The sequence below is a fragment of the Bradyrhizobium liaoningense genome (genome assembly GCF_018130785.1).
GTDB classification, from domain to species: domain Bacteria; phylum Pseudomonadota; class Alphaproteobacteria; order Rhizobiales; family Xanthobacteraceae; genus Bradyrhizobium; species Bradyrhizobium liaoningense_A.
The window spans coordinates 1-25,768 of record NZ_JAFCJT010000038.1; the positions used below are offsets into that span (position 1 = coordinate 1).

Genomic DNA, 25,768 nt, shown 5'->3' on the forward strand with positions numbered 1-25,768 from the left:
ACCCAAAGAATCCAGTTCCAACCGCTTCGCAACGCCCATCCGCCGCCATATGCGATTCCCCTACCTGGAGGGGGAGGGTCGCTGCGCATGTAGCGAAGCGGAATGCGTAGCGGGGTGGCGTGATCTCTCCCCACGAGCACTGTTCAGCGCGGAGAGACCTTCACCCCACCCCGTCACGCAATCTCGCTTCGCTCGATCGGGTGCCGACCCTCCCCCTCCAGGTCCCCTCCAGGGGAGGGTAGGGAAAAGATCAATCCAGCTTCGCGTCCATGCCCCGCTTCACCGCGGGGCGCGCCATAAGCGCCTCATACCAGCGCTTGACGTTGGGAAAATCGGCCAGCTCAACCTTGTGGCGAGGGTGGCGCCAGGCCCAGCCCAGGATGGCAAAATCGGCAACCGAGAGGTCTCCGGCGACGAAGTCACGGCCATCGAGCCGGCGGTCCAGCACGCCGTAGAGCCTGCGGGTTTCCGCCATGTAGCGCTTCAGGCCATAGGCGCGATCCTGCTCGTTCTCGAGCGCGATGAAATGGTGCACCTGACCGGGCATCGGGCCGAAGCCGCCCATCTGCCACATCAGCCATTCATAGACGGGGACGCGCGCCGCGAGCGATTTCGGCAGGAATTTGCCGGTCTTTTCGCCGAGATAGAGCAGGATCGCGCCGGATTCGAAGATGCTGACCGGCTTGCCGTCTGGGCCATCGGGGTCGAGGATCGCGGGGATCTTGTTGTTGGGGCTGAGCTTCAGGAACCCCGGCGCCATCTGCTCGCCCTTGGTGATGTTCACCGGGACCACCTTGTAAGGCAGCCCCATTTCCTCCAGCGCGACCGAGATCTTGCGGCCGTTCGGCGTATTCCAGGTGTGCAGCTCGATGGTCATTCAGGCATTTCCTTCCCCGAGATATCTGGCATCCAACTACCCCAGAAAGTTGCGACCCCACAACCGGCGGTCCGGGATGGCCGATCCCTGTTGACTCGACCGGTCCCCTCTGGAATGTCGCGGCCGTCGCGGATAGATTCCGCCACTTCCAAAAACGCTCCCGAGGGACCGCCGTGTCGAAATCTGCCTCCCGCGCCCGCCTGTTCGAAATCATCCGCCGGCGCTCCTTCGGCCGCGGTGACGTCACGCTCGCGTCGGGCCGCAAGAGCGATTTCTACTTCAACCTCAAGCCGACCATGCTCGATCCGGAGGGCGCGACCCTGCTCGCCGAGCTGACCTATGAGGCGCTGAAGGACGACAAGCTCGATTTCATCGGTGGGCTCGAGATGGGCGCGGTGCCGCTGGCCGGCGCGCTGGCGCAGATCTCCTGGATCAAGGGCCATCCGATTGCGGCCTTCTTCGTGCGCAAGAAGCCGAAGGAGCACGGCGCGAAGCTCGCGATCGAGGGGCTTCCCAAAGGCGAGACGCTCGAAGGCAAGCGCGTCGTGATCGTCGAGGACGTCACCACCACCGGCGGCTCGGCGATGAAGGCGGTGGAATCCGTGCGCGAGACCGGTGCCGAGGTGGTGCTGGTGCTGACCATGGTCGACCGCGAGGAAGGCGCCACCGACACGTTCGGCGCGGCTGGCCTGCCGTTCCGCTCGCTGTACAAGGCGTCGGAATTCTTGAAGGCTTGAAGCGGCGGAACATTCCTGGCCGTCATGCCCGGGCGTGGCCCGGAAGCAACCATCCGTCGGAAGCTGTGCCCGGCCTTAAAGAGGTCACCGCATCGACTTGAAACCGCCTCCGCGCAACTGCTCATTTACCATCCAGCACTATGGTGAATCATGTGCTGAGATCTCGGAAGGTCTTGGCCGGTTCAGTAGCGTTGGGTGGAGTTGAGCATGCGTACAGCCTTGTTCCATGCGCGGCGGCGTCGAGCGATGCTCGTGGCCGCCACCCTGGCAGCCCCGCTGCTTGCGGCTCCAGCTCCGGTTTCGGCTGAAGGCCTGTTCGACTTCTTCTTCGGCGGAATGCAGCAGCACCGGCCGCAGCGCGAGGTGCCGCAGCAGGCGAACTCCTATACCGATCCCTTCACCGGCCAGCAAAATCCCGCAACCCCGCAATATGTACCGCCGACGCGTTCGGCCGCAGCCGGCGGCTCGGGCCCGGCCTTCTGCGTGCGCAGCTGCGACGGCAAATATTTTCCGCTGATGCGCGGCCTTACCTCGCCCGCCCAGATGTGTCAGGCGTTCTGTCCTGCCACCACGACAAAGGTCTATTTCGGCTCTTCGATCGACGGCGCCGCTTCGCAGACCGGCGAGCGTTACGCCGACAGCGAGAACGCGTTCGCCTATCGCAAGGCGCTGCGCGCGGACTGCACCTGCAACGGCCGCGAGCCGGTCGGCCTCGCCCCGGTCGATCTCGCGCTGGATTCGTCGCTGAAAGCCGGCGACGTGATCGCGACCAGCGACGGCCTCGTCGCCTATACCGGCATCCGCGTCGGCAATGACCAGGCTGCAGACTTCACCCCGGTTGCCTCCTACCCCGGCCTCACGGCGCAGGTTCGCGCGCGGCTCGGCGAGATGAAGGTGGCACCGGTGCGCGCAGAGACGGTCGCGGCAGATGCGCCGGCCTCAGCCGAGATCGTGCGCGAGGCGCTGCCTGACGTGACGGTGCCTAAGACCCCTGCACAGAAGCCAGCAAAGCGGGCGGGGCTGGATTAAGCTCCAACTGAATCGCAGTCGTCATTGCGGGCGCAGCGAAGCAATCCAGTCTGTCGCCGCGAACAGATAATGGATTGCTTTGCTACGCTCGCAGTGACGGAGAGTGCTGCATCACCTCCCGATGATCACCCCGATCACGTTCGGTGCCGCCAGATATTTCTCCTCGATCGCCGCGCGCGCGGCGGCGCGGTTTTCTTGAGTCAGCAGACCGCGCTTCTCGGCCAGGATCATCCAGCAGAAGCCCCACCAGTCGGTGAGCATGCCGGCCTCGCCTATGAGGTCGTACCCCTGCTCGGCTGCGAAGATGCGCGCATGCGCTTCGTCCAGCGTGTCGAGGAACAAATGATCCTCGGCCGAGAACAGATCGTCGCTGACGTCGTCGATGGTGTAGCCCCAGATCGACTGGCACACCGCGTTGAACTCGCGGTCGAACTGGTCGTCGTCGACCGCGTGGCGCCGGGCAGCCTGGTGCAGCCGCGACAGCGAGCGCGCAAAATCGGCGATCCGGGTGAGGGCGAATTGATCGAAGGCGATGGTGGACATGTAGTCCTCGCGAAGTCTGACAAACGCTAGATATTGTGTCGGCAAGGCGCCGAATCACAATGATATATCAAAGACTTGCTAAAGTGTTCTTAATTTGTTCCGATGCAGGGCGACATGTTGCCCATGTTTGACCCGAAATGCGAAGGGCGGAATCGAAAGGGGCCGCCTCGCAGCGACCCCTTGCCGGTTGCAATCTTGTTCGGGATGCGAAATGCCAGCCCCGGCAATCCTCAAATTAGAGGTGCCAATGAACTTAAGCGATTCCGGATAAGTACTGGACGTAATCCTGTCCTATTTTCCGCTGATGCGCCCGATGGATCCGGTTCGCACGAGGCCGGGATCTCAATAACAGCGCGAGGCCGCAATGGCGTGGACGCGGCGGTCACCGAGCAGATGGGCGACAAAGCCATTCTTCGGAAAGATCTTCGCGAACGCGGCGTCGCGGATGCTGAGGCCGCCGGCATAGGCGCCGAAGGCCGGCATCACGGCGCGCATCCCGTCACTGGCGAAGCAGCGGCGCTCCATCGAACGGCCGCGAGCGGAGACGCGCGCCTTCGGATGCAGATGGCCGGCGATCTCGCCGCGCGCACCGGTCGGCTCGTGGCGGAAGGTGATCGGGCCGATCGCGACTTCGTCGGCGATGGTCCCGCCCAGATCGCGCGGCAGCAGCGGATCGTGATTGCCCGAGATCCAGATCCAGTCGCGGCCGGTCTGGAGCGCAGCCACGGCATCGCGATCGTCGGACGACAACCGCTCATGCGCGGTGCGGTCGTGAAAACTGTCGCCGAGCGCGATGATCACACGAGGGTTGTGATGCGTGACGACGGCGGCGAGACGGCTGAGCGTCGCGAGCGTATCATAAGGCGGCAGCAACACGCCGCGTGTGGCGAAGCTGGAGCCTTTTTCCAGATGCAGGTCGGAAACGACGAGCAGACGCTGCTCTTCCCAGAACAGGGCGCCGGAAAGATCGGCTGCGAAGGTCACATCGCTGATGGTGACTCTCGAAACGCGCATGTCCTCCACATCCCCTGAAACCAGCGCGCCTGTCGTCACGTCCAAACCTGCTCTTATCCCATCGCCTCTTTGACGAGCTCATCGGCGGCTTCCGCCAACAGCTCGTCGCCAGCTTCGCCATAGACTGACTCGCGGCCGATTTCCAGCATCACGGGGACGGCGAGCGGGGAGACACGGTCGAGTTCCCGATGCGTGATGCGGCCGCGGATGCGGGCGAGCATGTCGCCGAGGCGGCGCAGATCGAGCAGGCCGGTGGCGGCGTCGGCCCGGGCCGCGCGCAAGAGCACGTGGTCGGCCTGATGCCTGCGCAGGACGTCGTAGACGAGATCGGTCGAGAACAGCACCTGACGACGGCTCTTGTCCTCGCTGGTGAAGCGCCGCTCGATCAGGCCGGAGATCAGCGCACAATTGCGGAAGGTGCGCTTCATCAGCGCGGATTCCGCGAGCCAGGCTTCAAGATCGTCCCCGAGCATGTCCGGGTTGAACAGCACGTCGAGATCGAGCTGGCCGTTGCGGATCATGAAGGAGGCATCGCCGAGCCCCCAGATCGCCACCGCATATTCATTGGCGACGAAGCCGAGCGGCCGGGCGCGCATCCGCTCCAGCCGCCGCGTCAGCAGCATGCCCAGCGTCTGGTGCGCGAGCCTGCCCTCGAAGGGATAGCAAATGAGATAATGCTTGTTGCCGCGTGGAAAGGTCTCGACCAGCAGTTCGCGCACGCCCGGCACACGTGAGACGTCTTTCTGCAACGACAGCCAGTCGCGCACCTGCTCAGGCAGACCGTTCCATGCACGGCGGTCGTCGAGCAGGCGCCGCACGCGCTCGGCAAGATAGGTCGAGAGCGGAAATTTGCCGCCCATATAGGATGGCACTTTCGGGTCTTTGTCGTTGGCGCGGGAGACATAGACCTGATCCTCGGCCAACGCCTCATAGCGCACGACTTCGCCGCCGAACACAAAGGTGTCGCCGGCAGTCAGGCCCTCGATGAAATATTCCTCGATTTCGCCGAGCACGCGGCCGCCGCGCGCGATGGCGCCGGTCGAGCCGCTGCCGCTGGAGCGCCCACGAACGAGCCGCACCTTCAGCATCGGCTCCTCGACGATGGTGCCGACATTGAGACGATAGCTCTGCCGCACCTTGGGATTGGCGACGCGCCAGCGTCCCTGCTTGTCCTGCTTGATGCGGGCGAAGCGCTCATAGGTCTTCAGCGCGTAGCCGCCGGAGGCGACGAAATCGACGACGTCGTCGAAATCCCGGCGCGCAAGATCAGCGTAGGGCGCCGCGGTGCGGACCTCATCATAGAGCTCGTCAGTCAGGAACGGCTCGCCGCAGGCGCAGCCGAGTACGTGCTGGGCCAGCACGTCGAGTGCTCCGGTGCGCAGCGGTGGCGTGTCCTGCGCATTCTCGGCGATGGCATCGATGGCGACGCGACACTCCAGCACCTCGAAGCGGTTCGCCGGCACCAGCACGGCGCGCGAGGCTTCGTCGAGACGGTGATTGGCGCGGCCGATCCGCTGCATCAGGCGCGAGGAGCCCTTGGGCGCGCCGATATTGACGACGAGATCGACATCGCCCCAGTCGACGCCGAGGTCGAGCGAGGAGGTGCAGACGACGCCGCGCAGTCTGCCCGTCGACATCGCGTCCTCGACCTTGCGGCGCTGGGCGACGTCGAGCGAGCCGTGATGCAGCGCGATCGCGAGGTTGTCGTCGTTCATGCTCCAGAGATTCTGGAACAGCATCTCGGCCTGGCTGCGGGTGTTGACGAAGACGAGCGTGGTCTTGTTCGCCTTGATCAGCTCGTAGATTTCGGGAAGCGCGTGGCGCGCGCTATGGCCGGCCCAGGGCAGGCGTTCGCGCGTATCCAGCATCTCGACCAGCGGCGGCGCGGCACCGCCGGCGACGACGATGTCGGCGGCCGCCTCCTTCCCGCCGGGCTGCGGCACCAGGAAGCGCGCAAGCTGGTCCGGCTCGGCCACGGTCGCCGACAGGCCAATCGCGCGCAGCTGCGGCGCCAGCCGCCAGAGCCGCGCCAGACCCAGCGAAAGCAGATCGCCGCGTTTGGACGTCACCAGCGCGTGGAGCTCGTCGAGCACGATGCGTCGCAGCGAGGAGAACAGGAACGGCGCGTCATCGGAGGAGAGCAGCAGCGCGACCTGCTCAGGCGTCGTCAGCAGGATATCGGGCGGATAGCGCCGCTGGCGCTGCCGCCGCGACACCGGCGTGTCGCCGGTGCGGGTCTCGACCTTGATCGGCAGCTCCATCTCGGCAATCGGCCGCTCGAGGTTGCGCGCGATATCGACAGCGAGGGCCTTTAGCGGAGAAATGTAGAGGGTGTGGAGGCCGCCAGTGCGCTGCACGCCGCGGCCGGTGGAGACGAGGCTTTGCTTCGCGCCTGCGTCCCGTTCGCCCGGCTGCGCCGAGAGCTCCACCAGCGTCGGCAGAAATCCCGCCAGCGTCTTGCCGGCGCCGGTGGGGGCGATCAGCAGTGCGGAACGATCCTCGCGCGCCTTCTCCAAGAGCGCCAATTGATGCGTGCGCGGCGCCCATCCGCGGCCCGCGAACCACGCCTGGAAGCGGTCGGGCAGCTGCGCAGGCGTCTTGGCCGGGGATTTGAGGATGCGGGGCGGCACGGCATCACAGGTAAGCCGTGGGGGTGGGTTCGTCGAGGGGTGGGCCCCTTCAAGAGATCCCGTAGGGTGGGCAAAGGCGCATCGCGCCGTGCCCACCATCTAACCAAAATCGAGAAAGAGGTGGGCACGCTTCGCTTTGCCCACCCTACGACATCTCGATTACCGCGAGAGGGCCTACTCCGACATCGGCTTGTCGGAGATGTCCCAGTCCTTGCCGCTGAAGGTGGAGATGAAGAGCGTCTTCATCGGCGTGTAGTCCTCGGGCGTGTAGCTGTAGGTGACGCCGTCGAGGAAATAGGGCGAGTGGAATCCTGCGAGAGTCGAGGCCTTCTTCAGCACGTTGGCGCGGGTGAGATCGTCGCCGCAACGGCGCAGGATCTCGCCCATGGTCACGGCCTGGCCGTAGCCGGCAAACGCGATCGTGTTGTCCTGATCAATCGCCGGCGTGTACTTCTTGCGCAGCTCCTCGAACGCCATCACGTCGGGGTCCTTCTCCCATTTGGGCAGGCCGACTTCCTTGTTGTAGCGGATGGCGACGATGCCGGTGGCGTTCTCGAGGCCAGCCGCATTGAGGATCGAGCGGCCGGTCGAGCCGGCCGACAACAGCTGCAGCGGCTTCCATCCGAGCTCGGCGACTTTGCGAATGGACTGCGACGTCGCCTTGCCGGTGGTGATGTTGTAGAAGACGTCGGCGCCCGACTTCGACAGATTGATGAGCTGGGAATCGACCGTCGGATCGGTGAGATCGTAGGTCTGCTCCATGATCACCTGCGCGGTGCCGCCGGCGTCGGCCAGCACCTTCTTGAAGGGACCGAGGAAGTCGCGGCCAAAGTCGTCGTTCTGGTAGAGAATGCCGATCTTCGCGTTCGGCTTCACGTTGACGACATGCCGCGCCAGGATGCGCGCCTCGGTCGGATAGAGCGGCAGGCCCGCCATCGTCCATTTGAACTCCTTCGGGTTGTTCCACTTCGACGCGCCGGTGTTGAGCAGCAGCTGCGGCACGCCCTTGGAGTTCAGGTATTTGTGCACGGAGGTCTGCGGCGCGGTGCCGAGCGAACCATAAAGCGCAAGCACCTCCTCCTGCTCGACGAGGCGCCGCGTTGCCTCGACGCATTTCGGCGCGCTGTAGGCGTCGTCCATGGTGAGGAACTTGACCTTGCGGCCGTTGATGCCGCCCTTCTCGTTCAGCATCTGGAAATAGGCCTCGCCGATGCGGCCGAGCACGCCGTAGAGCGAGCCGGGACCGGAATGCGGCACGGTCTGCCCGATCTTGATTTCGGTGTCGCTGGCGCCCGCATCGTATTTCTTCTCCGCGGCCCAGACATACGGCGCAGGCAGAGTGGATGCAGCGATGGTGGCGAGTGCGCCGGCGCTGAAATCGCGCCGCGATGGATTCTTGGTCATTGTTGTTTTCTCCCTAATGCGCGCATTGTGCTGGCATCGCAGCGGCTCGCAAGTAGGAAGTCGTCGCTTTGCGACGCAATGACGCTTAAATCGCCCGGTGTTTAGCGCCTAGACTCAAGTTTTCTCGGCGACGACGACGAGGCCGCGCACCGGCTCGTTGTTCTCGTTGCGCGGCGAGGCCGGCTCCAATGTCAGCAGCCTGAGGCCGGCTTTCGCGATCGCGCCACGCGCATATTCCGCCGAGTGGGCATAGCGCAGACCACCGCCGAGCACGATGCCGCTGCCGTCATGCGTCTCCAGCGTGAAAGCGAGCACGCCGCCGGATACGAGCACGCGCTTTGCTTCGATGAACACCGGTGCGAGATCGGAGAGATAGACGAACGCATCCGCGGCGACGACGAGGTTCGCGCTCGCATCGCCCTTCGTGCGCAGGCCTTCGATCATGTCAGCGACCTCGAGCTCGGCATAGAGGTCGGTGGCACGCGCCTCCTTGATCATGCCGGGCGACAGATCGATGCCGATGAGATGATCGACCTGTCTTGCGAAGGCGGCCGCCGCAAGCCCGGTGCCGCAGCCGAGATCGATGGTGCGCTTGAAGAAGGCCGGCTTCTTCGCGGCGACGCGCGCGGCCAGCACCGCCTTGAAGATCAGGCTGGGGGCGCGATAGCCGAGATCGTTGATCAGCGCGTGCTCGAATCGCGGCGCGTATTGGTCGAACAGGGCCTGCACATAGGCCTTAGGCATCTCGGAGAGCTGAGCGTCGCCGAGCCGCATCAGATGCAGGCCGGCGCCGTGCTGATCCCCCGGATCGGAATCGCGCGCCTTGCGAAAGGCCGCGATCGCCTTGTCGCGCTCGCCGAGCTGCTGGCGGATTTCGCCCAGCGTGAACCAGGCCGAGGTGAAATTCGGCGCAAGCTCGATCGCCTGCTCCAGCAGGTCCGCGGCGGCGGGCAGATCGCCCTTGAGCTGGAGGTCGCGCGCGAACTCGAAACGGCGGTCGGCCATGAGATCGCCGGAGGTCAGGAACAGGCGGAGGGGCATAGAGGAACCAACGTTCGTCATTGCCGGGCGTGCCCCGGCAATCCATCAAAAACGGAACTCTTTAAGAGGATGGATGCGCGGGTCAAGCCCGGCAATGACGGGTGAATATCGGGACACCGGTGCCTATATGAGCACCATGCGTCCGCAAGACATCCTGTTGCCAGCTGCTGCCGGCCTGTGCTGCAAGCCCGGCGGCTTCCATATCGATCCTGTGCGCCCGGTCGAGCGGGCGGTCATTACCCACGGCCATTCCGACCACGCCCGCGCCGGCCATGGCAGGGTGCTGGCGACGCAGGAAACGCTCGATATGATGCGGCTTCGCTATGGCGAGAACTTTGCCGGCTCGACGCAAGCAATCTGCTATGGCGAGGAGATCCGGCTCGGCGATGTCCGCGTGAAGTTTCACCCGGCCGGCCATGTGCTGGGCTCGGCGCAGATCGCGGTGACCTGCAAGGACACCTGCATCGTCGCCTCCGGCGATTACAAGGATGCGCCCGATCCGACCTGCACGCCGTTCGAGCTGGTGCCCTGCGACGTCTTCATCACCGAAGCCACCTTTGGACTTCCGGTGTTCCGGCATGGCGATGCCGCCGGCGAGGTGAGGAAGCTGCTGGCCTCCGTTGCATTGTTTCCCGAGCGCGCGCATCTGGTCGGCGCCTATTCGCTCGGCAAGGCGCAGCGCGTGATCGCGCTGCTGCGGCAGGCCGGCTATGACGCGCCGATCTATCTTCATGGGGCGATGGAGAAGATCACCAAATACTATCAGAGCCGGGGGATCGATCTCGGCGAGCTCCGGCCGGTGATGGGCGTGAAGAAGGCGGCGCTGGCCGGCACCATCACGCTGGCGCCGCCTTCGGCGACATCCGATCTCTGGACGCGGCGCTTTCCCGACCCCGTCACCGCCTTTGCCTCGGGGTGGATGCGCGTCCGCGCCCGCGCACGGCAGCGCGGCATCGAATTGCCGCTGGTGATCTCCGACCACGCCGATTGGGACGGCCTGACCGCGACCATCGCGGCAACCGGCGCCGGCGAGATCTGGGTCACGCATGGCCAGGAAGACGCGCTGGTGCATTGGTGCCAAAGCAAGGGACTTCGCGCGCAGCCGCTCGATCTCGTCGGTTATGGCGACGAGGAGGAAAGCGAGACGCCACTTCAAGACGAGGCGGAAGCATGAACCGCTTCGCCGAACTGCTGGACCGCCTCGCCTACGAGCCCGGCCGCAACAACAAGCTGCGGCTGATCACCGGCTATTTCCGCGAAGTCGGCGATCCCGACCGCGGCTACGCGCTGGCCGCGCTGACCGGGGCGCTGAGCTTCAAGCACGCCAAGCCCGCGCTGATCCGCGATCTCATCGCATCGCGCACCGATCCGGTGCTGTTCGGGTTGAGTTACGATTATGTCGGCGATCTCTCGGAGACGGTGGCGCTGATGTGGCCGAAGCGCGTACCTGGCAATGGGGAATCTTTTCCGGGCCACCCCTCTCCCCCACCCTCCCCCGCAAGGGGGGAGGGAGCGCAGCTGGGCGCGGGGCAACAGACGAGCTCGACCACTGATCGTGATTCAGCGAGTGATGGACGCACGACTCCCACCGTTCCCTCCCCCCTTGCGGGGGAGGGTCAGGGAGGGGGGTACCGCGGGCGAGATGCCCGCGATGCGCTCCACCCAAGCAACCACAACAACCCACCTCCCCCAACCCTCACCGAGGTCGTCACCACGCTGCGCACGCTTGGCAAGACCGAGTTGCCAAAGCAGCTCGAACGCTGGCTCGATGAGCTCGACGAGACCGGCCGCTGGGCACTGCTGAAGCTCGTCACCGGCGCGCTTCGCATCGGCATCTCCGCGCGCCTGGCCAAGACCGCGGCCGCGGCGCTCGGCGACAAGGACCCGCATGAGGTCGAGCTGATCTGGCCGGGGCTCGCACCACCCTATCTCGACCTGTTCGCCTGGCTGGAAGGCCGCGGCGACAAGCCGGTCAATCGCGATCCCGCGCCGTTCCGGCCCGTGATGCTCGCGCACGCGATCGAAGACACGGATTTCGCCGCGCTCGATCCCGCCGATTACGTCGCCGAATGGAAATGGGACGGCATCCGCGTGCAGGCGGTCGCCGGCCGCGATGAGCGCGGGCACGTCACCGCGCGGCTCTACTCGCGCACCGGCGAGGACATCACGGGAAGCTTTCCGGACCTGGTGCCGTCGTTGCGGCTCGCGGGCGCCATCGACGGCGAGCTTCTGATCCTGCGCGAAGGCCGCGTGCAGAGTTTCAACGTTCTGCAACAGCGCCTCAACCGCAAGGTCGTCTCGCCGAAGCTGATCAAGGAATTTCCGATCCATTTGCGCGCCTACGATCTGCTCGGCGACGACGCGAACGATCTGCGCGAGCTGCCCTTCGCGGAGCGGCGCGAACGGCTGGAGACGTTCATCGGCAAGCTCGACGACCCTCGCATCGACCTGTCGCCCACCGTGCCCTTCGCAAGCTGGCAGGCGCTGACCGCAGCGCGCGCCGATCCCGCGAGTGCCGGCGCGGGCGAAGATGCCGATGCCGTCGAAGGCGTCATGCTGAAGCGGCGCGATGCGCCTTACCTACCGGGGCGGCCAAAGGGCCAGTGGTGGAAGTGGAAGCGCGATCCGCACATCATCGACGCCGTGCTGATGTATGCCCAGCGCGGCCACGGCAAGCGCTCGTCCTATTACTCCGATTACACCTTCGGCGTCTGGACCGCAGGCGAAGCCGGCGACGAGCTGGTGCCGGTCGGAAAAGCTTATTTCGGCTTCACCGATGAGGAGCTCTTGCAGATCGACCGTTTCGTGCGCCGCAACACCACCGAGAAATTCGGCCCCGTGCGCCACGTCGTGCACGAGCCCGACACGGGGCTGGTGCTGGAGGTGGCGTTCGAGGGGCTCCAGCGTTCCCAGCGGCACAAATCCGGCGTCGCCATGCGCTTTCCCCGCATCAGCCGGCTGCGCTGGGACAAGCCGCCGCGCGAGGCCGACCGGCTGGAAACGCTGGAAAACATGCTGAAGGCTGACGAATCCCTACCAACAATTAAGGTTGCGGCTTCCGCCGACAGCCGTTGACGAGGGAATGCGGGTTCCCCATGTGCCCCGCCGTGACCTATAATGGGGTCGAATCCCCGCGAGGAGTTTGAGATGGTCCAAGACGTCAGAGATTTGCCGGCCGGCCGCAGCGATGGGCTGAACCGCTTTCTCGGCGGCTCGCCGCTGGCGGTGGCGTTTCGCCTGGTCCTGCTCTCGATCCTGGTCGGCGTCGTGCTGGCGGCGATCGGCTTCGATCCCTGGAACATCATCTACAGCATCCGCCTCTTGTTCCAGCGGCTCTGGGATCTCGGCTTCGACGCGGTGAACTGGTTGTGGCGCTACTTCCTGCTCGGCGCAGTCATCGTGATCCCGATCTGGCTGCTCTCGCGCGTGTTTGGCGCGCCGCGCAACAGGTAAGGATTTGGGAGTCCGCAGCCGATGCAATTACGCTTTGTCGGCTGCGGCGACGCCTTCGGCTCGGGCGGCAGGCTCAACACCTGCTTCCACGTCTCGGGGCGCGCGGCCAACTTCCTGATCGATTGCGGCGCGTCGGCCCTGCCGGCGTTGAAGCGGCTCGAGATCGACCGCGATGAGATCGACCTCATCCTCATCACGCATTTCCACGGCGACCATTTTGCCGGGCTGCCGTTCTTCCTGCTCGATGCGCAATTCTCGCGGCGGACCCGGCCGCTGACGATCGCAGGCCCCGAGGGCATCGAGACTCGGTTGAAGCAGGTGATGGAGTCGCTGTTCGAGCACTCCTCAAAGACCCAGCAGCGCTTCGAGCTGAAGGTCGTCGAACTCGCAGCCGGACAAAGCCAAAGCTTCGGCGCGGTGAATGTGACCCCCTACCCGGTCGTGCACGGCGAATCCGGAGGCCCCTTCCTCGCCTATCGCGTCGAGACTGAGGGCCGCACGCTCGCCTACAGCGGCGACACCGAATGGACGGAGGCGCTCATTCCGCTGGCGCATGGCGCGGACCTTTTCATTGCGGAAGCCTACATGTACGAGAAGGTGGTCAAGAACCATCTCAGCCTGAAGACCTTGGAACAGCATCTGCCAGCGATCGGCGCCAAACGCATCGTTCTCACCCATATGAGCGACGACGTGCTGTCGCGCCTGGATGACATCGCGCATCTCGCCGCCGAAGACGGCATGGTGCTCGTGTTCTGACATGCACGCGCCCGTTCCCCTCAAGATCGGCTCCCGCCAGGTGTTCGCCATCGCAGGCCCGGCGATGGTCGCGAACCTGACCACGCCGCTGATCGGCGTGGTCTCGACCACCGCGATCGGACGGCTGGACGATGCCGCCCTGCTCGGCGGCGTCGCGATGGCCTCCGTGATCTTCGACTGCCTGTTCTGGCTGTTCGGTTTCCTGCGCATGAGCACGCTCGCCTTCACCGCGCAGGCGATGGGCGCGGGCGAGACGCGCGAGCAGACCGTGATCCTGGTGCGCGGCTTCATCGTCGCGGGCCTGATCGGCGCGGCGCTGATCGTGCTGCAATTGCCGCTGGCCGCCGGACTGTTCGACCTGATGGGCGGCAGCGAAGGCGTCACGCGCGCCGCAAAGACCTATTTCATGATCAGGATCTGGTCGTCGCCGTGCGCCTTCGCCAACTATGTCATTCTCGGCTGGCTGGTGGGGCAGGCGCGCGCCAATCCGGCGCTGCTGCTGCAGGTCGTCATCAATCTCATCAACATGGCGGCGACGATCTTGCTGGTGCTGGTCTACGACACCGGCATCGCGGGCGCGGCGGTTGCCGCGCTGCTGTCGGAGACTATCGGCTTCGTGCTCGGCGTCATCGTGTGCCGGCGCTATGCCGATGGCGGCTTCGCCGTTCCCCGCGCGCGCCTGTTCGACCGGAACAAGCTGATGCGGCTGCTGGCGGTGAACTCCGACATCATGATCCGCACCGCGGCGCTGATCACCGTGTTCCTGTTCTTCACGGCCAAGGGGGCGCGGGCCGGCGACGTCACGCTGGCGGCGAACTCCGTGCTCAACAATTTCCTGCTGGTCAGCGCCTTCTTCCTCGACGGCCTCGCCAATGCGGCCCAGCAGCTCTGCGGCCGCACCTTTGGCGCGCGTGACGCCAGGGGATTTGCGGATTCGACCCGGCTGGTGCTGCTGTGGGGCCTGGGCTTCGCAATGGTCGTCGCCGTGCTGTTCGCGCTGTTCGGCCCCGCGCTGATCGCTTTCATGACCGCGAGCGACGACGTTCGCCGCGCCGCGCGCGAATTTTTGCCGTTCATCGTGCTTGCGCCGATCCCCGGCGTGTTCGCGTTCGGCTTCGACGGCATCTATGTCGGCGCGACCTGGGCCCGCGAGATGCGCAATCTGATGCTGGCCTCGCTCGCGATCTTCTTCGGTGTCTGGCTGGCTCTGCAATCGCTGGGCAATGCCGGGTTGTGGTGCGCGCTGATCGCGTTCTACATCGCCCGCGGCGGCTTGCAGGGCGCGCGCTATCCGGCGCTGTACAGGACGACGTTCTCGAAGCCGTAGCTCTCTGTCCCCGACGCGCTGCAACGTAAAACGCTGCTGCGCAGGGCCAGGGCGCGAGACCTACATCCCCGGCCAGTCTTCCGCCGTCAGCGTCGCGGCATCGGCGCCGACGATCTCTGACAACGAATCCCGGCCCGTCCGCAGCAGTGTCGAGGTGAGGTCGCGCTTGATCTCGTCGACGAGGCCGAGGCCCTTGTAGACCAGCGACGAATAGAGCTGGATCAGGCTCGCACCGGCGCGGATCTTCGTCAGCGCGGCTCCGCCGGAGTCCACGCCGCCGACGCCGATCAAAGGGAACGCGCCTTCGACGCGCACATAGGTCTCCGCGACCATGCGCGTCGACAGGCGGAACAGCGGCCGGCCGGACAGGCCGCCCTGCTCCTTGGCACGCATTTCCTCGCGCAGCGTGCTCGGCCGCGCGATCGTCGTGTTCGACACGATCATGCCGTCGACCCGGCGCGAGCGCGCGACCTGCACGACATCGTCGAGCTGGGCAAGGCTGAGGTCTGGCGCGATCTTGAGCAGCACCGGGGTGTCGCCGGCCTCCTGGCGCACCCGCTCGCGCGCGTCGATCACCCTGGCGAGGAGATCGTCCAGCAGCGCGCCTTCCTGCAAGTTGCGCAGGCCCGGCGTGTTCGGCGAGGAGACGTTGACCGTGAAATAGCTCGCGACCGGCGCAAAGGTCTCGATCAGCTTGACGTAATCGCCAACGCGATCCGGCGAATCCTTGTTGGCACCGACATTGACGCCGACGATGCCGCCGTGCTGCGCACGCGCAGCGAGCCTGCGCAGCGCGACTTCCGCGCCGTCATTGTTGAAGCCCATGCGGTTGATGACGGCCTCGTCGCGCTCCAGACGAAACAGCCGCGGCCGCGGATTGCCGCTCTGCGGCTTGGGTGTCACCGAACCGATCTCGACGAAGCCGAAGCCGAGCCGCAGCAACGCATCCGGCACCTCGGCGCTCTTGTCGAAGCCCGCGGCCATGCCGATCGGATTGGGGAAGTTGAGCCCGAAGGCGCGCACTGCGAGCTTGGGATCGTCAGGCCGCGGCTTGACCGGCGGCAGGAAGCGCAGGCCTTGGATCGCGAGGCGATGCGCATCCTCCGGATCGAGCCAGCGCAGCACCGGCAGCGAAAATGCGTCGAAAGCGCGGATCACGGGACAAGCTCCGGAACGTCGTGGCCGCCATCGGAGCGCATGTTGAGGTTCATCACCGACAGCACCGCGCCGAGATCGAGCTCGCCATAGAGGTGCGGGAACAGCTCGTCATTGCGCGAGCGCTCCCAGCGCAATTCGCTGCCGAGCGCGCCGCCGTCGACCTCGACCAGGAACAGCGCGCGCTGCCCGAAATAGTGCTTGCGCAAGGTCTCGGGAACCTGGGGCGCGGTCGAGAAATGGATGAAACCGTCGCGCGAATCATCCGCGCTGCCCCGGTAGACACCCTGCCGTTCCGCCTCGCGCCAGGCCGAGGCCGGACAGATTTTGTAGATCTTGACCACCGCTTACGCAGCCCTGTTTGCTCTTTGAGTCTTTTGGGTTTTTTCGTCTCGTGCGGGTCCTCAAAACCCGGGCGCGACCGTAATGGCCGCCCCCTCCGAACTCAAGGCTTAGAGCCATTTCCGTTCCGATGAAATCGGAACGGGGCTCCAAATTCCTGGTTTTGACGCGTTTTCCATACGCGAACCGGTATCCACTTCGCTCGAAAACGCTTCCCCCGCCACCCCTTGCGCGAAAAACGGAAAACCGGTTGATTTGAGGATAGTTTTCCTGAGTTGCGACGGGCTGGACCTTCCATGGTCAGACAGGCCAAAGCGCCGAGGATACTGACTCACGACCAGATCTGGGTCGCGCTGGATCGGCTGGCGGCGCGTGCCGGCTTGTCGCCGTCCGGCCTCGCCAAGCGCGCCGGGCTCGATCCCACCACCTTCAACAAGTCCAAGCGCGTCACCCCCGACGGGCGCGAGCGCTGGCCATCCACCGAATCGATCGCGAAAGCGCTGGCGGCAGCCGGCTCCTCGATGGACATTTTTGCCGGGTTGATCGGTGACGACACGAGCGACGGCCGCTCGGTGCCGCTGCTCGGCCTCGCGCTGGCCGGCGCGAGCGGCGCTTTCGACGAGGCCGGCTTTCCATCCGGCAAGGGCTGGACCGAACTTGCGCTTCCCACCGCCGACGACAGTCGCACTTTTGCGCTGGAGATTTCCGGCGATGCGCTTGCTCCTGCCTATCGCGACGGCGACATCATCCTGATCTCACCCGGCGCGCCGATCCGCAAAGGCGATCGCGTGGTGGTGAAGACCAAGGCGGGCGGGGTGACGGTCGCGACGCTGAAGCGCCGCACGGCAAAGGCACTGGAATTGCAGCCGCTCGATGCATCGCAGGCCGAGCACACCATGGCGCCGAGCGACGTCGGCTGGATCGCGCGAATCGTGTGGGCGAGCCAGTGAGCATTCCGCTGTCATTCCCTGCGAAAGCGGGAAATCCAGTACGCCGCAGCGTTTCGGTTCAATCACGAACGCGTCCGGAATACTGGATCATCCGCCCCGAGCGCGCAATTGCGCACAAGGCGGACGATGACAGTGAGAGTACGGCTACGCGCTTCGCGCCAGCGCGCCGTCGATCATGTTGACCGCGTTCTGCACGCCGTAGACCGCAACGAAGGAGCCGAAGCGCGGGCCCTTCTCCTGGCCTAGCAGTACCTGGTAGAGCATGTTGAACCAGTCGAGCGTCACGCCCGGACGGCCGTCCTTGCCCTTCTTGACCTGGTCGAGGAACGGCTCGCGGCGGCCGATCTCGTAGACGACGTTCTGGATGTCCTCGGCCGAGGATTCCTGCGGAAGCTGCGACAGCGCATCGCGCAGATCCTGCAACGCGGCGCGCTCAACCTCGGTCGGCTCGCGGAACTGCTTCGTCGGCGCCACGAAGTCACGGTAGTAGTTGATGGCGTAGCCGACCATCGCGTCGAGCTTCGGATGCGTCTGCGGGCTGACGCCGGGACGATAGCGGCCGATGAACCCCCACAGCGTCTCGGCATTCTCCGCGTTCGACGACGACACCAGCGTCAGCAGGAGCTGGAAGGTGACGGGCATGTCGCCCTTCGGCGGATGGCCGTTGTGGACGTGCCACACGGGATTGCCGAGCTTCTGCTTGCCATCCTGCTTCGCAAAGCCGTCGATGAACTGCTGGTAGTCGTCGACGTTGCGCGGGATAACGTCGAAGTATAGCCGCTTGGCCGCCTTCGGCTCGCGATACATGAACAGCGACAGCGATTCCGGCGACGCGTAACGCAGCCATTCGTCGATGGTGAGACCGTTGCCCTTCGACTTCGAGATCTTCTGGCCCTTCTCGTCGAGGAAAAGCTCGTAATTGAAGCCTTCGGGCGGCGTGCCGCCGAGCGCCTTCGCGATCGCGCCGGAGAGCTTCACGGAGTCGATCAGGTCCTTGCCGGCCATCTCGTAGTCGACGCCGAGCGCGACCCAGCGCATCGCCCAGTCGGCCTTCCACTGGCACTTGACGTTGCCGCCCGTGACCGGCGTCTCGACTTCCTGGTTGGTATCAGGATCGACATAGGTCACCGTGCCGGCCGCGACGTCGCGGCGGATCATCGGGACCTGGAGCACGACACCGGTGGTCTTGCTGATCGGCAGGAACGGCGAATAGGTCGCGCGGCGATCGGGGCCGAGCGTCGGCAGGATGATCGCCATCACCTTGTCGTAGGCGGCGAGCATCTTGAGCAGCGTCGCGTCGAAGCGGCCCGACGTATAGTAATCGGTCGAGCTCGCGAACTCGTAGTCGAAGCCGAAATGATCGAGGAAGGCACGTAAGCGCGCGTTGTTGTGGTGCCCGAACGACGGGTGCTCATTGGAGAACGGATCCGGCACCCGTGTCAGCGGCTTGCCGAGATGCGCGGCCAGCATCTCCTTGTTGGGGACGTTGTCGGGCACCTTCCGAAACCCGTCCATGTCGTCGGAGAAGGCGAGCAGGCGCGTCTTGATCTTGTCCTCGGTCAGCACGCGGAAGGCATGCCGCACCATCGAGGTGCGCGCCACCTCGCCGAATGTGCCGATATGCGGCAGGCCGGACGGACCATAGCCGGTCTCGAACAGCACCTCGTCCTTCGGGCTTTTCTTCAGCCGCGCGACAATGGCCTTCGCCTGCTCGAACGGCCAGGCGTTGGATTGTTCGGCGAGCGCACGCAGGTCGCTCGGGTTCGCGGCAAGATCGATAACGGACATCTAAGAGGCCTCCGGGCCGCGGAAAATAGCGATTTTCCGGCAGAATGCAATTTTATGGGGCGAAGCAGCCGCCTCCGCCGTCATTGCGAGCGAAGCGAAGCAATCCAGAATCTTTCCGCGGAAACAGTCTGGATTGCTTCGTCGCTGCACTCCTCGCAATGACGATGGAGGTGGCAGCGGAAGCAGCTAAAACGGGCTCACCGAAAAATACCGCAGCCACAAATCTGTGTAGCGGCCCTTTTCCCAGACGCGGAACAGGGCCCAGTTCAGCGCCTGGCGCAGCACGTCGTTGCCCTTGCGGACGGCGATGCCGATGCCCTCGCCGAAGAAGCGGCTCTCGACGAAGGGGCCGCCGGAGAAGGCGCAGCAATCGCCGGAATCCGTGCCGTTGATCCAGAACGCCAGCGAGATGGCGTCGCCGAAGATGAAATCGACCTCGCCCTTGCGCAAGGCTGCGCGCATCGCGTCGTCGTTGGGATAGGGGTGCAACTCGGCGTCGGTGAACATCGCCTTGAGGTACGCTTCATGCGCGGAGCCGGCGATGACGCCGACCTTCTTGCCCTCGAGATATTCGGGCCGGATCTCCGGCATCACCGCGTCCTTGCGCGAGGCGAAGCGCGCCGGCACGCGGTAATAGGGATCGGTGAAATCGACGCGGGCGCGGAGCTGCGGGCTCACCGCCATCGAGGCGATGATGGCATCGCCCCGGTTGGAGGAGAGCGCGTCGACCAGCGTCTCGAAGCGGCGCATCTGCACGGTGCAGGTGACCTTGATCTCCTCGCACAGCGCGCGGGCGAGATCGACGTTGAAGCCGGCCGGATTGCCGTCGGCGCCGGTGTAGTTGAACGGCGGATAGTCGGTCTCGGTCAGGAAGCGGATCACAGTCAGGCGCGACAGGTCCGGCCGCTCCGGCCGCCGCCGCGGGTCCCAGAAGCCGGGCACGGCCTGCGGGGCCGCCTGGGGGACCGGCGTGGCTTGAGGCGCCGCCGGCGGCTGCTTGGGCGGGGCCTGGGCCTTTGCTCCGGGCAGGACCGCGAGCAGGCAAACGGCCGCCGCCAGCCCCGTCAGCAAGCCACGGGCAGATTTGGACGATTTCGCCTGTTGCGATGGAGCCATCGGCCGGAAATGAACGAATTTCATTGAGATCGGAGGGCCTTATAGACCATCCGGCCGGGAACGCGAGCGCCGATTGTGGGCTGGGTGAAGGTCTCTCAGCCGTCATGCCCGGGCTTGTCCCGCCTGCGGGGCCGAAACCCCTCCGGCGAGGCGAGAGCCCGGGCATCCACGAACTTTCTAGCCTGGCCCAAGAAAATAGATGGCCGGGACAAGCCCGGCCATGACGTTGTGGAAGTGCTGCACCCAAATCGGCCTTCAGAGATACCGCTTCAGATCCGCCGCGGCCTCTTCCGGCGTCCGCTTCAGGTTGAACGGCGAGACAAAGCGGCCGTCGCGGTCCATCAGATAGATCAGCGCGGTGTGGTCCATGGTGTAGTCACCGTCCTTGGTCGGGACCTTCTTGGCGTAGACCCGGTAGGAGGTGATCACCTTGGCGGTCTCCGCGGGATCGCCGCTGAGACCCTCGAGATGCGGGTCGAAGCTCGAGAGATAGTCCTTCATCGTCGCCGGCGTGTCGCGCTCGGGATCGACCGAGATGAAGATCGCATTGACCTTGTCGGCGTCCTTGCCCATGGCCCGCAGCACTTCCGAGATCTCGAACAGCGAGGTCGGGCAGACGTCGGGACAATGGGTGTAGCCGAAGAAGATCAGGGTCGGCTTGCCCTTCAGGTTCTTGTCGGTGACCGCCTTGCCGTGCTGGTCGGTGAGCTGGAACGGGCCGCCGATCGCGGCGGGCTGCGCCACCTTGCTGACCCCGCCCATGGCCCAGAACACGATCAGGAGGCCGATAACGAGGCTTGCGGCAAAGGCCGTTGCAATCACCAGCGGGCGGGCGGCGGCGCTCATGGGCGGAAGACTTCCTGTCGCGGATCAGAAGCAGGCGGCAAAGCCGCTCCGGATCATTTCGAAGAACATTTGGCTACCGTAGTGGAACCACAGCGCGAGCGTGCCGATCACTGCCAGAGCGCCAAGACCCGCGCCGGCGAACAGCAGCACGGACGGCGTCCGGGCGGCAGTGGGCGAATTGTCCGATACTGGATGGGCCGGGTGCAGTGGTTGAGCCATGACAACGATCGGGGCGAAGGCCCCGGTTCCCTTGCCATTCAAATAGGCGCTGGCCCGGGCCCGGGCAAGCGCCGCGGGTGTTCCAGGGAATACTTCCCGGAATCAGATCGCGCCGATGAGGTCAGCGAAGCAGCTGGCCCCGAGCGGACTCCAGCTCTTCCACTTGCGGGAGGACCCGGCGCAGGGGTCGGTTGGTCGAGGCCTGCACGTCGAGGTAGCAGGGCTTGTACATGGCCTGGAGCTGCTTGCCCCTCAGGAAGAGCATGTGCGGGGTGAGGCCGCCGCGCTGGTTGATCCAGCGCTTCACCCGCGAGGGATACATCGCATAGAGCATCTGGGTCGCTTCGGGATTGGTGACGGCGCGGCCGTTGGTGCCGAAATCCCAGGCGGCGTGGAAGCCGAGGGTCGCGTGCGAGGTCACACAGATGCGGTCGTGCGGGATGGCGCCGAGGACGATGGTGCAAGCCGAGGCGCAGAGGCCATCGATGATGACCGTGTCACCGGACTGGCGCAGGTCCTGATATTTGTCGACGTAAGTTCCGATCCGACCGCCGCGGTCATCCGCGATCCGAACCACCGCGTGAGAAGCCCCCATGCCCGCGATCAGAAGAACCACCGCGAGCAACCCCGTCAGAAACTTCATTGTCCCCCGCCCCAGTCGAATCTGCGTGTCCGGTGGTGATGCGTTGCTAGCGTCCGTCGTAACCGTGGTTTTGTCTAGGCACGCCGGCTGGCTCAAAACAAATTCAAATCCAGTGTTGCGCCCGGGCTGCACCCGGCAGGCCTTGGTCCCAAAGTCTCGGTCCCAAACTGGAACAAGTTAACGATGTCTTTCGCGCCAAGCCCTTGATCTCAGTTGCAACGGCTGGCTTCAATCCGGACAACTACAGGGGGGAACTCATGGCCGGACACTTGGCAGAGCAGGCGGACGTAATCGTCGTCGGTGCGGGACTATCGGGACTGGTGGCCGCAACCGAGATTGCCGACGCGGGCAAGCGCGTGATCGTGGTCGACCAGGAGGGTGAGCAATCGCTGGGCGGCCAGGCGTTCTGGTCGTTCGGCGGATTGTTCCTGGTCGATTCGCCGGAGCAGCGCCGGCTCGGCATCAAGGACTCCTTCGACCTCGCAATGCAGGACTGGATCGGCACCGCCGGCTTCGACCGCGACGAGGATTTCTGGCCGCGCCAATGGGCCGAGGCCTATGTGGCGTTTGCGGCGGGCGAGAAACGCGACTGGCTGCGCGCGATGGGGCATCGCATCTTCCCGGTGGTCGGCTGGGCCGAGCGCGGCGGCTACGACGCGATGGGCCACGGCAATTCGGTGCCGCGCTTCCATGTCACCTGGGGAACCGGCCCCGGCATCGTCGAGCCGTTCGAACGACGCGCGCGCGAGGCCATGAAGAGCGGCCGGCTGACCTTCAGGTTCCGCCATCGCGTCGATGCGCTCTCCATCACCAACGGCACGGTGGACGGCATCAGCGGCGCGATTCTCGCGCCTGATAATGTCGAGCGTGGCAAGAGCTCGTCGCGCAGCGTCGTCGGCGAGTTCGCACTGAAGGCGCAGGCCGTGATCGTGGCGTCTGGCGGCATCGGCGGCAATCACGAACTGGTGCGGCAGAACTGGCCGAAGCGGCTCGGCGAGCCGCCGAAGTTCATGATCTCCGGCGTGCCCGAGCATGTCGACGGTCGCATGATCGGCATCACCGAGAAATCAGGCGCGCGGCTGATCAACCGCGACCGCATGTGGCACTATGTGGAAGGCATCCAGAACTGGTCACCGATCTGGCCGCGCCACGGCATCCGCATCCTGCCAGGCCCGTCCTCGATGTGGTTCGACGCAACAGGCACGCGGCTGCCGGCGCCGTTGTTTCCCGGCTCCGACACGCTCGGCCAACTCCAATACATCATGTCCACGGGCTATGATTATTCCTGGTTCATCCTGACCCAGAGCATCATCAAGAAGGAATTTGCGCTGTCGGGCTCGGAACAGAATCCTGATCTGACAGGCAAGAGCTGGCGAATGACCCTGCGCCGCGCGACCAACAAGGGCGCGCCGGCGCCGGTGGAGGCGTTCAAAAGCCATGGTGTCGACTTCATCGTACGCGACAAGATCGAGGAACTCGTCGCGGCCATGAACAAGCTCGCCGGTAGCGACCTCCTCAAGCTCGAGCACATCAGGATGCAGATCGAGGCGCGCGACCGCGAGATCGCCAATCCCTACGTCAAGGATGCGCAGGTGATGAACATCCACAATGCGCGCCGCTATATCGGCGACAAGCTGATCCGCACCGCCTCGCCGCACAGGATCCTCGATCCTGCGCAGGGGCCGCTGATCGCGGTCAAGCTCAACATCCTCACCCGCAAGACGCTCGGCGGCTTCGAGACCGATCTCGACTCGCGCGTGTTCGGCAGCGAAGGCAGCGTCATTCCCGGCCTCTACGCGGTCGGCGAAGCTGCCGGCTTCGGCGGCGGCGGCGTGCACGGCTATCGTTCGCTGGAAGGCACTTTTCTGGGCGGCTGCCTGTTCTCGGGCCGCAATGCCGGCCGTGCCGCGGCAAAAGCCGTGGGCTAGATCATGCGGAGGTGGACGCAGATCGGGGCGTTTGTTGTGGCATTGGCCGCCGCCTCGGTCGCATCTGCCGATACGATCGACGTCGACGGCGCAAAGCGCTCCTACACCGCGCAACTGCCAGCGAAAAGACCGGCACCGCTCGTGGTCGTGCTGCATGGCAAGACCCAGCGCGGCGCCGACATGGTGACGCGGACGGCGTGGCCACAGGTCGCAAAGCGCGAGGGTTTTGCCGTGGTTTTTCCTGATGGCCTCAACCATGCCTGGGCCGACGCGAGAACCAAGGCCGGCCCCGCGCTCCGTGGCCCGCCCGAGGGCACCGACGACATCGCCTTCCTCGCAAAGCTCGTCGAGAAGCTGGTGGCGAACGGCACGGCCGATCCAAAACGCGTCTATGTCACCGGCATCTCCAATGGCGGCGCCATGGCGATGACGCTCGTTTGCGCGCGCGCCGATCTGTTTGCGGCGGGCGCGAGCGTGATCATGAATCTCACGGATGAGGCCGCAGTCACCTGCCATCCATCGCGGCCGCTGCCGATGCTGCTCATCAACGGCACGGCCGACCCGCTGGTCCCCTACGAGGGCGGACGCGGATCGAGCTATTATGCCGCAGACGGGTTCTGGTCCACCGACGAGACGCTTGCCTTCTGGCGCAAGCTCAATGGCTGCGAGACCGATGATGCCGAGGTGACTGAAATGCCCGACGGGGCGCCCGCAGACCAGTCCACGGCCACGCGGATCTCCTCGCGCTGCCCCAGGGGGCACGACGTCGTGCTCTACCGCATCAATCATGGCGGGCACCGCATGCCCGGCTTCGCTCCGGATGCCCGCTTCCCGAAGGTAGCGACCAGCCTGCTCGGGCCGCAGAACCGCGACATCGACGGCGCCGAGACGATCTGGTCGTTTTTCAGTCAGTTTCCGTGAACGACGCATGCATCGGCGGGCTACGCATGCGTGCCCGGCAACGCATGCGTGCCCGGGGTGGCAGAGCACGGGGCACTGGGCTAGACAGGGCCGCCATTCCCACCAGGAGATCCCCCAATGAGCATTCAGCGTTTCGAAACCGGCCCGCGCATGAGCCAGGTCGTCGTGCACGGCAACACCGTCTATCTCGCCGGTGTCGTCGCCAACAAGGCCGCCGGTGAAAGCGTCACGAAGCAGACCCAGGACATCCTGGCGACCATCGACAGCCATCTTGCCAAGGCCGGCACCGACAAGTCGAAGCTGCTCTCGGCCACGATCTACATCACCGACATGAAGACCTTTGGCGAGATGAACGCGGTGTGGGACGCCTGGGTCTCGCCCGGCAACACCCCGGCCCGCGCCACCGTCGAAGCCAAGCTCGCGGCTGCTCAGTACACCGTCGAGATCATGGTCACGGCGGCGAAGTAATTTTCACGGAAGGCCTGTAGCGAGTAACTGAAGCGCGATGAGCCCATCATCGCGCTTCAGTTGTTTTCAGGCGCATGACGTCCGAGGTAATCGATCTGCGCATGCGAACCTTCGATAGTCGGGACAGCCGAACACGGCGCCATCGAAGGAGAGCACCATGACCGACCCCGTCACCATCGCCCGCCGCTACATCGAACTCTGGAACGAGCGCGCCGCCGGCCGCCGTCGCGAACTGCTGAGCGAGAGCTGGACGGCGGATGCGAGCTATGTCGATCCCCTGATGAAGGGCGATGGCTGGGACGGCATCGACGCGCTGATATCAGGCGTGCAGCAGCGCTTTCCCGACTTCAGGTTCACGCTGATCGGCGAGCCCAACGGCTACGGCGAGCATGTCCGCTTTTCGTGGGGCCTTGGTCCCGACGGTGTCGACAGCCCGATCAAGGGCACCGACTTCGCCGTGCTGAAGGACGGCCGCATCCGGAGCATCACGGGATTTCTGGACCAGGTACCCGCGGGGGCGTGACGACACTGCCCGTTGCTGTGCCCTCTCCCCTTGCGGGAGAGGGCATCTCCGCTCGTAG

Annotated in this window: 25 protein-coding genes; 12 read left to right on the forward strand and 13 right to left on the reverse strand. The window is 65.1% G+C overall.

Features of this window, described 5'->3' with window-relative positions; genetic code table 11:
- Positions 1 to 250: 250 nt before the first annotated feature.
- Positions 251 to 877, reverse strand: coding sequence for a glutathione S-transferase family protein (locus JQ627_RS37025; protein WP_212489269.1), 627 nt, complete (start codon positions 875 to 877; stop codon positions 251 to 253).
- Positions 878 to 1,050: 173 nt separating this feature from the next.
- On the opposite strand from JQ627_RS37025, the gene pyrE reads away from it, so the two are divergent.
- Together pyrE and JQ627_RS37035 are read left to right on the forward strand one after the other, a co-directional pair.
- Entirely contained in the window at positions 1,051 to 1,614 is a 564-nt protein-coding gene (gene pyrE / locus JQ627_RS37030; RefSeq protein WP_212489270.1) for an orotate phosphoribosyltransferase, read from the forward strand.
- 207 nt (positions 1,615 to 1,821) lie between these two features.
- Complete coding sequence (locus JQ627_RS37035) at positions 1,822 to 2,643, forward strand: DUF2865 domain-containing protein (protein WP_249143711.1); 822 nt, start codon at positions 1,822 to 1,824, stop codon at positions 2,641 to 2,643.
- Between the two features lie 111 nt (positions 2,644 to 2,754).
- Here JQ627_RS37035 and JQ627_RS37040 read toward each other — a convergent pair whose 3' ends face one another.
- The 5 genes from JQ627_RS37040 to JQ627_RS37060 form a co-directional block, all read right to left on the reverse strand.
- Positions 2,755 to 3,186 (reverse strand): hypothetical protein, encoded by a 432-nt coding sequence (locus tag JQ627_RS37040; protein WP_212489271.1) that lies wholly within the window; start codon positions 3,184 to 3,186, stop codon positions 2,755 to 2,757.
- Between the two features lie 342 nt (positions 3,187 to 3,528).
- The gene (pdeM, locus tag JQ627_RS37045; RefSeq protein ID WP_212489272.1) at positions 3,529 to 4,200 is read right to left on the reverse strand and encodes a ligase-associated DNA damage response endonuclease PdeM; all 672 of its coding nucleotides are present in this window, start codon (positions 4,198 to 4,200) and stop codon (positions 3,529 to 3,531) included.
- A gap of 53 nt (positions 4,201 to 4,253) precedes the next feature.
- Positions 4,254 to 6,830: a ligase-associated DNA damage response DEXH box helicase gene (locus JQ627_RS37050; RefSeq protein ID WP_212489273.1), complete on the reverse strand. Its 2,577-nt coding sequence runs from the start codon at positions 6,828 to 6,830 to the stop codon at positions 4,254 to 4,256.
- A 174-nt stretch (positions 6,831 to 7,004) separates the two neighbouring features.
- Entirely contained in the window at positions 7,005 to 8,234 is a 1,230-nt protein-coding gene (locus tag JQ627_RS37055; protein ID WP_212489274.1) for an ABC transporter substrate-binding protein, read from the reverse strand.
- Positions 8,235 to 8,348: 114 nt separating this feature from the next.
- Entirely contained in the window at positions 8,349 to 9,275 is a 927-nt protein-coding gene (locus JQ627_RS37060) for a class I SAM-dependent methyltransferase (protein ID WP_212489275.1), read from the reverse strand.
- A 136-nt stretch (positions 9,276 to 9,411) separates the two neighbouring features.
- On the opposite strand from JQ627_RS37060, the gene JQ627_RS37065 reads away from it, so the two are divergent.
- The 5 genes from JQ627_RS37065 to JQ627_RS37085 all read left to right on the forward strand — a co-directional run bounded on the left by JQ627_RS37065 (position 9,412) and on the right by JQ627_RS37085 (position 14,811).
- Complete coding sequence (locus JQ627_RS37065) at positions 9,412 to 10,449, forward strand: ligase-associated DNA damage response exonuclease (protein WP_212489315.1); 1,038 nt, start codon at positions 9,412 to 9,414, stop codon at positions 10,447 to 10,449.
- On the forward strand, positions 10,446 to 12,350 hold the full coding sequence (locus tag JQ627_RS37070; protein ID WP_212489276.1) for an ATP-dependent DNA ligase: 1,905 nt from the start codon (positions 10,446 to 10,448) through the stop codon (positions 12,348 to 12,350). The genes JQ627_RS37065 and JQ627_RS37070 overlap by 4 nt, the downstream gene beginning before the upstream one ends.
- A 72-nt stretch (positions 12,351 to 12,422) precedes the next feature.
- Positions 12,423 to 12,728, forward strand: a complete 306-nt coding sequence (locus tag JQ627_RS37075; protein WP_014491345.1) for a DUF6460 domain-containing protein — start codon at positions 12,423 to 12,425, stop codon at positions 12,726 to 12,728.
- A 21-nt stretch (positions 12,729 to 12,749) separates the two neighbouring features.
- Positions 12,750 to 13,484, forward strand: a complete 735-nt coding sequence (locus JQ627_RS37080) for an MBL fold metallo-hydrolase (RefSeq protein ID WP_212489277.1) — start codon at positions 12,750 to 12,752, stop codon at positions 13,482 to 13,484.
- A 1-nt stretch (position 13,485) separates the two neighbouring features.
- Entirely contained in the window at positions 13,486 to 14,811 is a 1,326-nt protein-coding gene (locus tag JQ627_RS37085) for an MATE family efflux transporter (protein ID WP_212489278.1), read from the forward strand.
- A 60-nt stretch (positions 14,812 to 14,871) separates the two neighbouring features.
- Here JQ627_RS37085 and JQ627_RS37090 read toward each other — a convergent pair whose 3' ends face one another.
- Together JQ627_RS37090 and JQ627_RS37095 are read right to left on the reverse strand one after the other, a co-directional pair.
- On the reverse strand, positions 14,872 to 15,969 hold the full coding sequence (locus tag JQ627_RS37090) for a quinone-dependent dihydroorotate dehydrogenase (RefSeq protein WP_212489279.1): 1,098 nt from the start codon (positions 15,967 to 15,969) through the stop codon (positions 14,872 to 14,874).
- The gene (locus tag JQ627_RS37095; protein WP_212489280.1) at positions 15,966 to 16,310 is read right to left on the reverse strand and encodes a DUF952 domain-containing protein; all 345 of its coding nucleotides are present in this window, start codon (positions 16,308 to 16,310) and stop codon (positions 15,966 to 15,968) included. The genes JQ627_RS37090 and JQ627_RS37095 overlap by 4 nt, the downstream gene beginning before the upstream one ends.
- Before the next feature lie 294 nt (positions 16,311 to 16,604).
- Here JQ627_RS37095 and JQ627_RS37100 point away from each other — a divergent pair, with 294 nt between their 5' ends.
- Positions 16,605 to 17,258, forward strand: a complete 654-nt coding sequence (locus JQ627_RS37100; protein ID WP_212489281.1) for a helix-turn-helix transcriptional regulator — start codon at positions 16,605 to 16,607, stop codon at positions 17,256 to 17,258.
- 144 nt (positions 17,259 to 17,402) lie between these two features.
- On the opposite strand, the gene JQ627_RS37105 is transcribed toward JQ627_RS37100, so the two are convergent.
- From JQ627_RS37105 to JQ627_RS37125, 5 genes are all read right to left on the reverse strand, one after another.
- Complete coding sequence (locus JQ627_RS37105; RefSeq protein WP_212489282.1) at positions 17,403 to 19,046, reverse strand: lysine--tRNA ligase; 1,644 nt, start codon at positions 19,044 to 19,046, stop codon at positions 17,403 to 17,405.
- A gap of 186 nt (positions 19,047 to 19,232) precedes the next feature.
- Positions 19,233 to 20,162 (reverse strand): transporter substrate-binding domain-containing protein, encoded by a 930-nt coding sequence (locus JQ627_RS37110; protein ID WP_212489316.1) that lies wholly within the window; start codon positions 20,160 to 20,162, stop codon positions 19,233 to 19,235.
- 255 nt (positions 20,163 to 20,417) lie between these two features.
- Positions 20,418 to 21,008, reverse strand: coding sequence for an SCO family protein (locus tag JQ627_RS37115; protein WP_212489283.1), 591 nt, complete (start codon positions 21,006 to 21,008; stop codon positions 20,418 to 20,420).
- A gap of 24 nt (positions 21,009 to 21,032) precedes the next feature.
- Positions 21,033 to 21,227, reverse strand: a complete 195-nt coding sequence (locus JQ627_RS37120) for a hypothetical protein (protein ID WP_212489284.1) — start codon at positions 21,225 to 21,227, stop codon at positions 21,033 to 21,035.
- A 121-nt stretch (positions 21,228 to 21,348) separates the two neighbouring features.
- On the reverse strand, positions 21,349 to 21,870 hold the full coding sequence (locus JQ627_RS37125) for a hypothetical protein (protein ID WP_212489285.1): 522 nt from the start codon (positions 21,868 to 21,870) through the stop codon (positions 21,349 to 21,351).
- A 269-nt stretch (positions 21,871 to 22,139) separates the two neighbouring features.
- Here JQ627_RS37125 and JQ627_RS37130 point away from each other — a divergent pair, with 269 nt between their 5' ends.
- The 4 genes from JQ627_RS37130 to JQ627_RS37145 all read left to right on the forward strand — a co-directional run bounded on the left by JQ627_RS37130 (position 22,140) and on the right by JQ627_RS37145 (position 25,710).
- Positions 22,140 to 23,798 (forward strand): FAD-binding dehydrogenase, encoded by a 1,659-nt coding sequence (locus JQ627_RS37130; RefSeq protein ID WP_409363842.1) that lies wholly within the window; start codon positions 22,140 to 22,142, stop codon positions 23,796 to 23,798.
- Between the two features lie 3 nt (positions 23,799 to 23,801).
- The gene (locus JQ627_RS37135) at positions 23,802 to 24,719 is read left to right on the forward strand and encodes a PHB depolymerase family esterase (RefSeq protein ID WP_212489287.1); all 918 of its coding nucleotides are present in this window, start codon (positions 23,802 to 23,804) and stop codon (positions 24,717 to 24,719) included.
- A gap of 117 nt (positions 24,720 to 24,836) precedes the next feature.
- Entirely contained in the window at positions 24,837 to 25,187 is a 351-nt protein-coding gene (locus JQ627_RS37140) for a RidA family protein (RefSeq protein WP_212489288.1), read from the forward strand.
- 157 nt (positions 25,188 to 25,344) lie between these two features.
- Positions 25,345 to 25,710, forward strand: a complete 366-nt coding sequence (locus tag JQ627_RS37145; protein WP_212489289.1) for a nuclear transport factor 2 family protein — start codon at positions 25,345 to 25,347, stop codon at positions 25,708 to 25,710.
- Positions 25,711 to 25,768: the final 58 nt, after the last annotated feature.

Excerpts from the sequence above, each read along its gene's own strand:
- JQ627_RS37025 (WP_212489269.1), bottom strand. The coding sequence starts at position 877 with ATGACCATCGAGCTGCACACCTGGAATACGCCGAACGGCCGCAAGATC.
- JQ627_RS37035 (WP_249143711.1), top strand. The coding sequence starts at position 1,822 with ATGCGTACAGCCTTGTTCCATGCGCGGCGGCGTCGAGCGATGCTCGTG.
- JQ627_RS37040 (WP_212489271.1), bottom strand. The coding sequence starts at position 3,186 with ATGTCCACCATCGCCTTCGATCAATTCGCCCTCACCCGGATCGCCGAT.
- pdeM (WP_212489272.1), bottom strand. The coding sequence starts at position 4,200 with ATGCGCGTTTCGAGAGTCACCATCAGCGATGTGACCTTCGCAGCCGAT.
- JQ627_RS37055 (WP_212489274.1), bottom strand. The coding sequence starts at position 8,234 with ATGACCAAGAATCCATCGCGGCGCGATTTCAGCGCCGGCGCACTCGCC.
- JQ627_RS37060 (WP_212489275.1), bottom strand. The coding sequence starts at position 9,275 with ATGCCCCTCCGCCTGTTCCTGACCTCCGGCGATCTCATGGCCGACCGC.
- JQ627_RS37065 (WP_212489315.1), top strand. The coding sequence starts at position 9,412 with ATGCGTCCGCAAGACATCCTGTTGCCAGCTGCTGCCGGCCTGTGCTGC.
- JQ627_RS37070 (WP_212489276.1), top strand. The coding sequence starts at position 10,446 with ATGAACCGCTTCGCCGAACTGCTGGACCGCCTCGCCTACGAGCCCGGC.
- JQ627_RS37075 (WP_014491345.1), top strand. The coding sequence starts at position 12,423 with ATGGTCCAAGACGTCAGAGATTTGCCGGCCGGCCGCAGCGATGGGCTG.
- JQ627_RS37080 (WP_212489277.1), top strand. The coding sequence starts at position 12,750 with ATGCAATTACGCTTTGTCGGCTGCGGCGACGCCTTCGGCTCGGGCGGC.
- JQ627_RS37085 (WP_212489278.1), top strand. The coding sequence starts at position 13,486 with ATGCACGCGCCCGTTCCCCTCAAGATCGGCTCCCGCCAGGTGTTCGCC.
- JQ627_RS37100 (WP_212489281.1), top strand. The coding sequence starts at position 16,605 with ATGGTCAGACAGGCCAAAGCGCCGAGGATACTGACTCACGACCAGATC.
- JQ627_RS37105 (WP_212489282.1), bottom strand. The coding sequence starts at position 19,046 with ATGTCCGTTATCGATCTTGCCGCGAACCCGAGCGACCTGCGTGCGCTC.
- JQ627_RS37110 (WP_212489316.1), bottom strand. The coding sequence starts at position 20,162 with ATGGCTCCATCGCAACAGGCGAAATCGTCCAAATCTGCCCGTGGCTTG.
- JQ627_RS37115 (WP_212489283.1), bottom strand. The coding sequence starts at position 21,008 with ATGAGCGCCGCCGCCCGCCCGCTGGTGATTGCAACGGCCTTTGCCGCA.
- JQ627_RS37120 (WP_212489284.1), bottom strand. The coding sequence starts at position 21,227 with ATGGCTCAACCACTGCACCCGGCCCATCCAGTATCGGACAATTCGCCC.
- JQ627_RS37125 (WP_212489285.1), bottom strand. The coding sequence starts at position 21,870 with ATGAAGTTTCTGACGGGGTTGCTCGCGGTGGTTCTTCTGATCGCGGGC.
- JQ627_RS37135 (WP_212489287.1), top strand. The coding sequence starts at position 23,802 with ATGCGGAGGTGGACGCAGATCGGGGCGTTTGTTGTGGCATTGGCCGCC.
- JQ627_RS37140 (WP_212489288.1), top strand. The coding sequence starts at position 24,837 with ATGAGCATTCAGCGTTTCGAAACCGGCCCGCGCATGAGCCAGGTCGTC.
- JQ627_RS37145 (WP_212489289.1), top strand. The coding sequence starts at position 25,345 with ATGACCGACCCCGTCACCATCGCCCGCCGCTACATCGAACTCTGGAAC.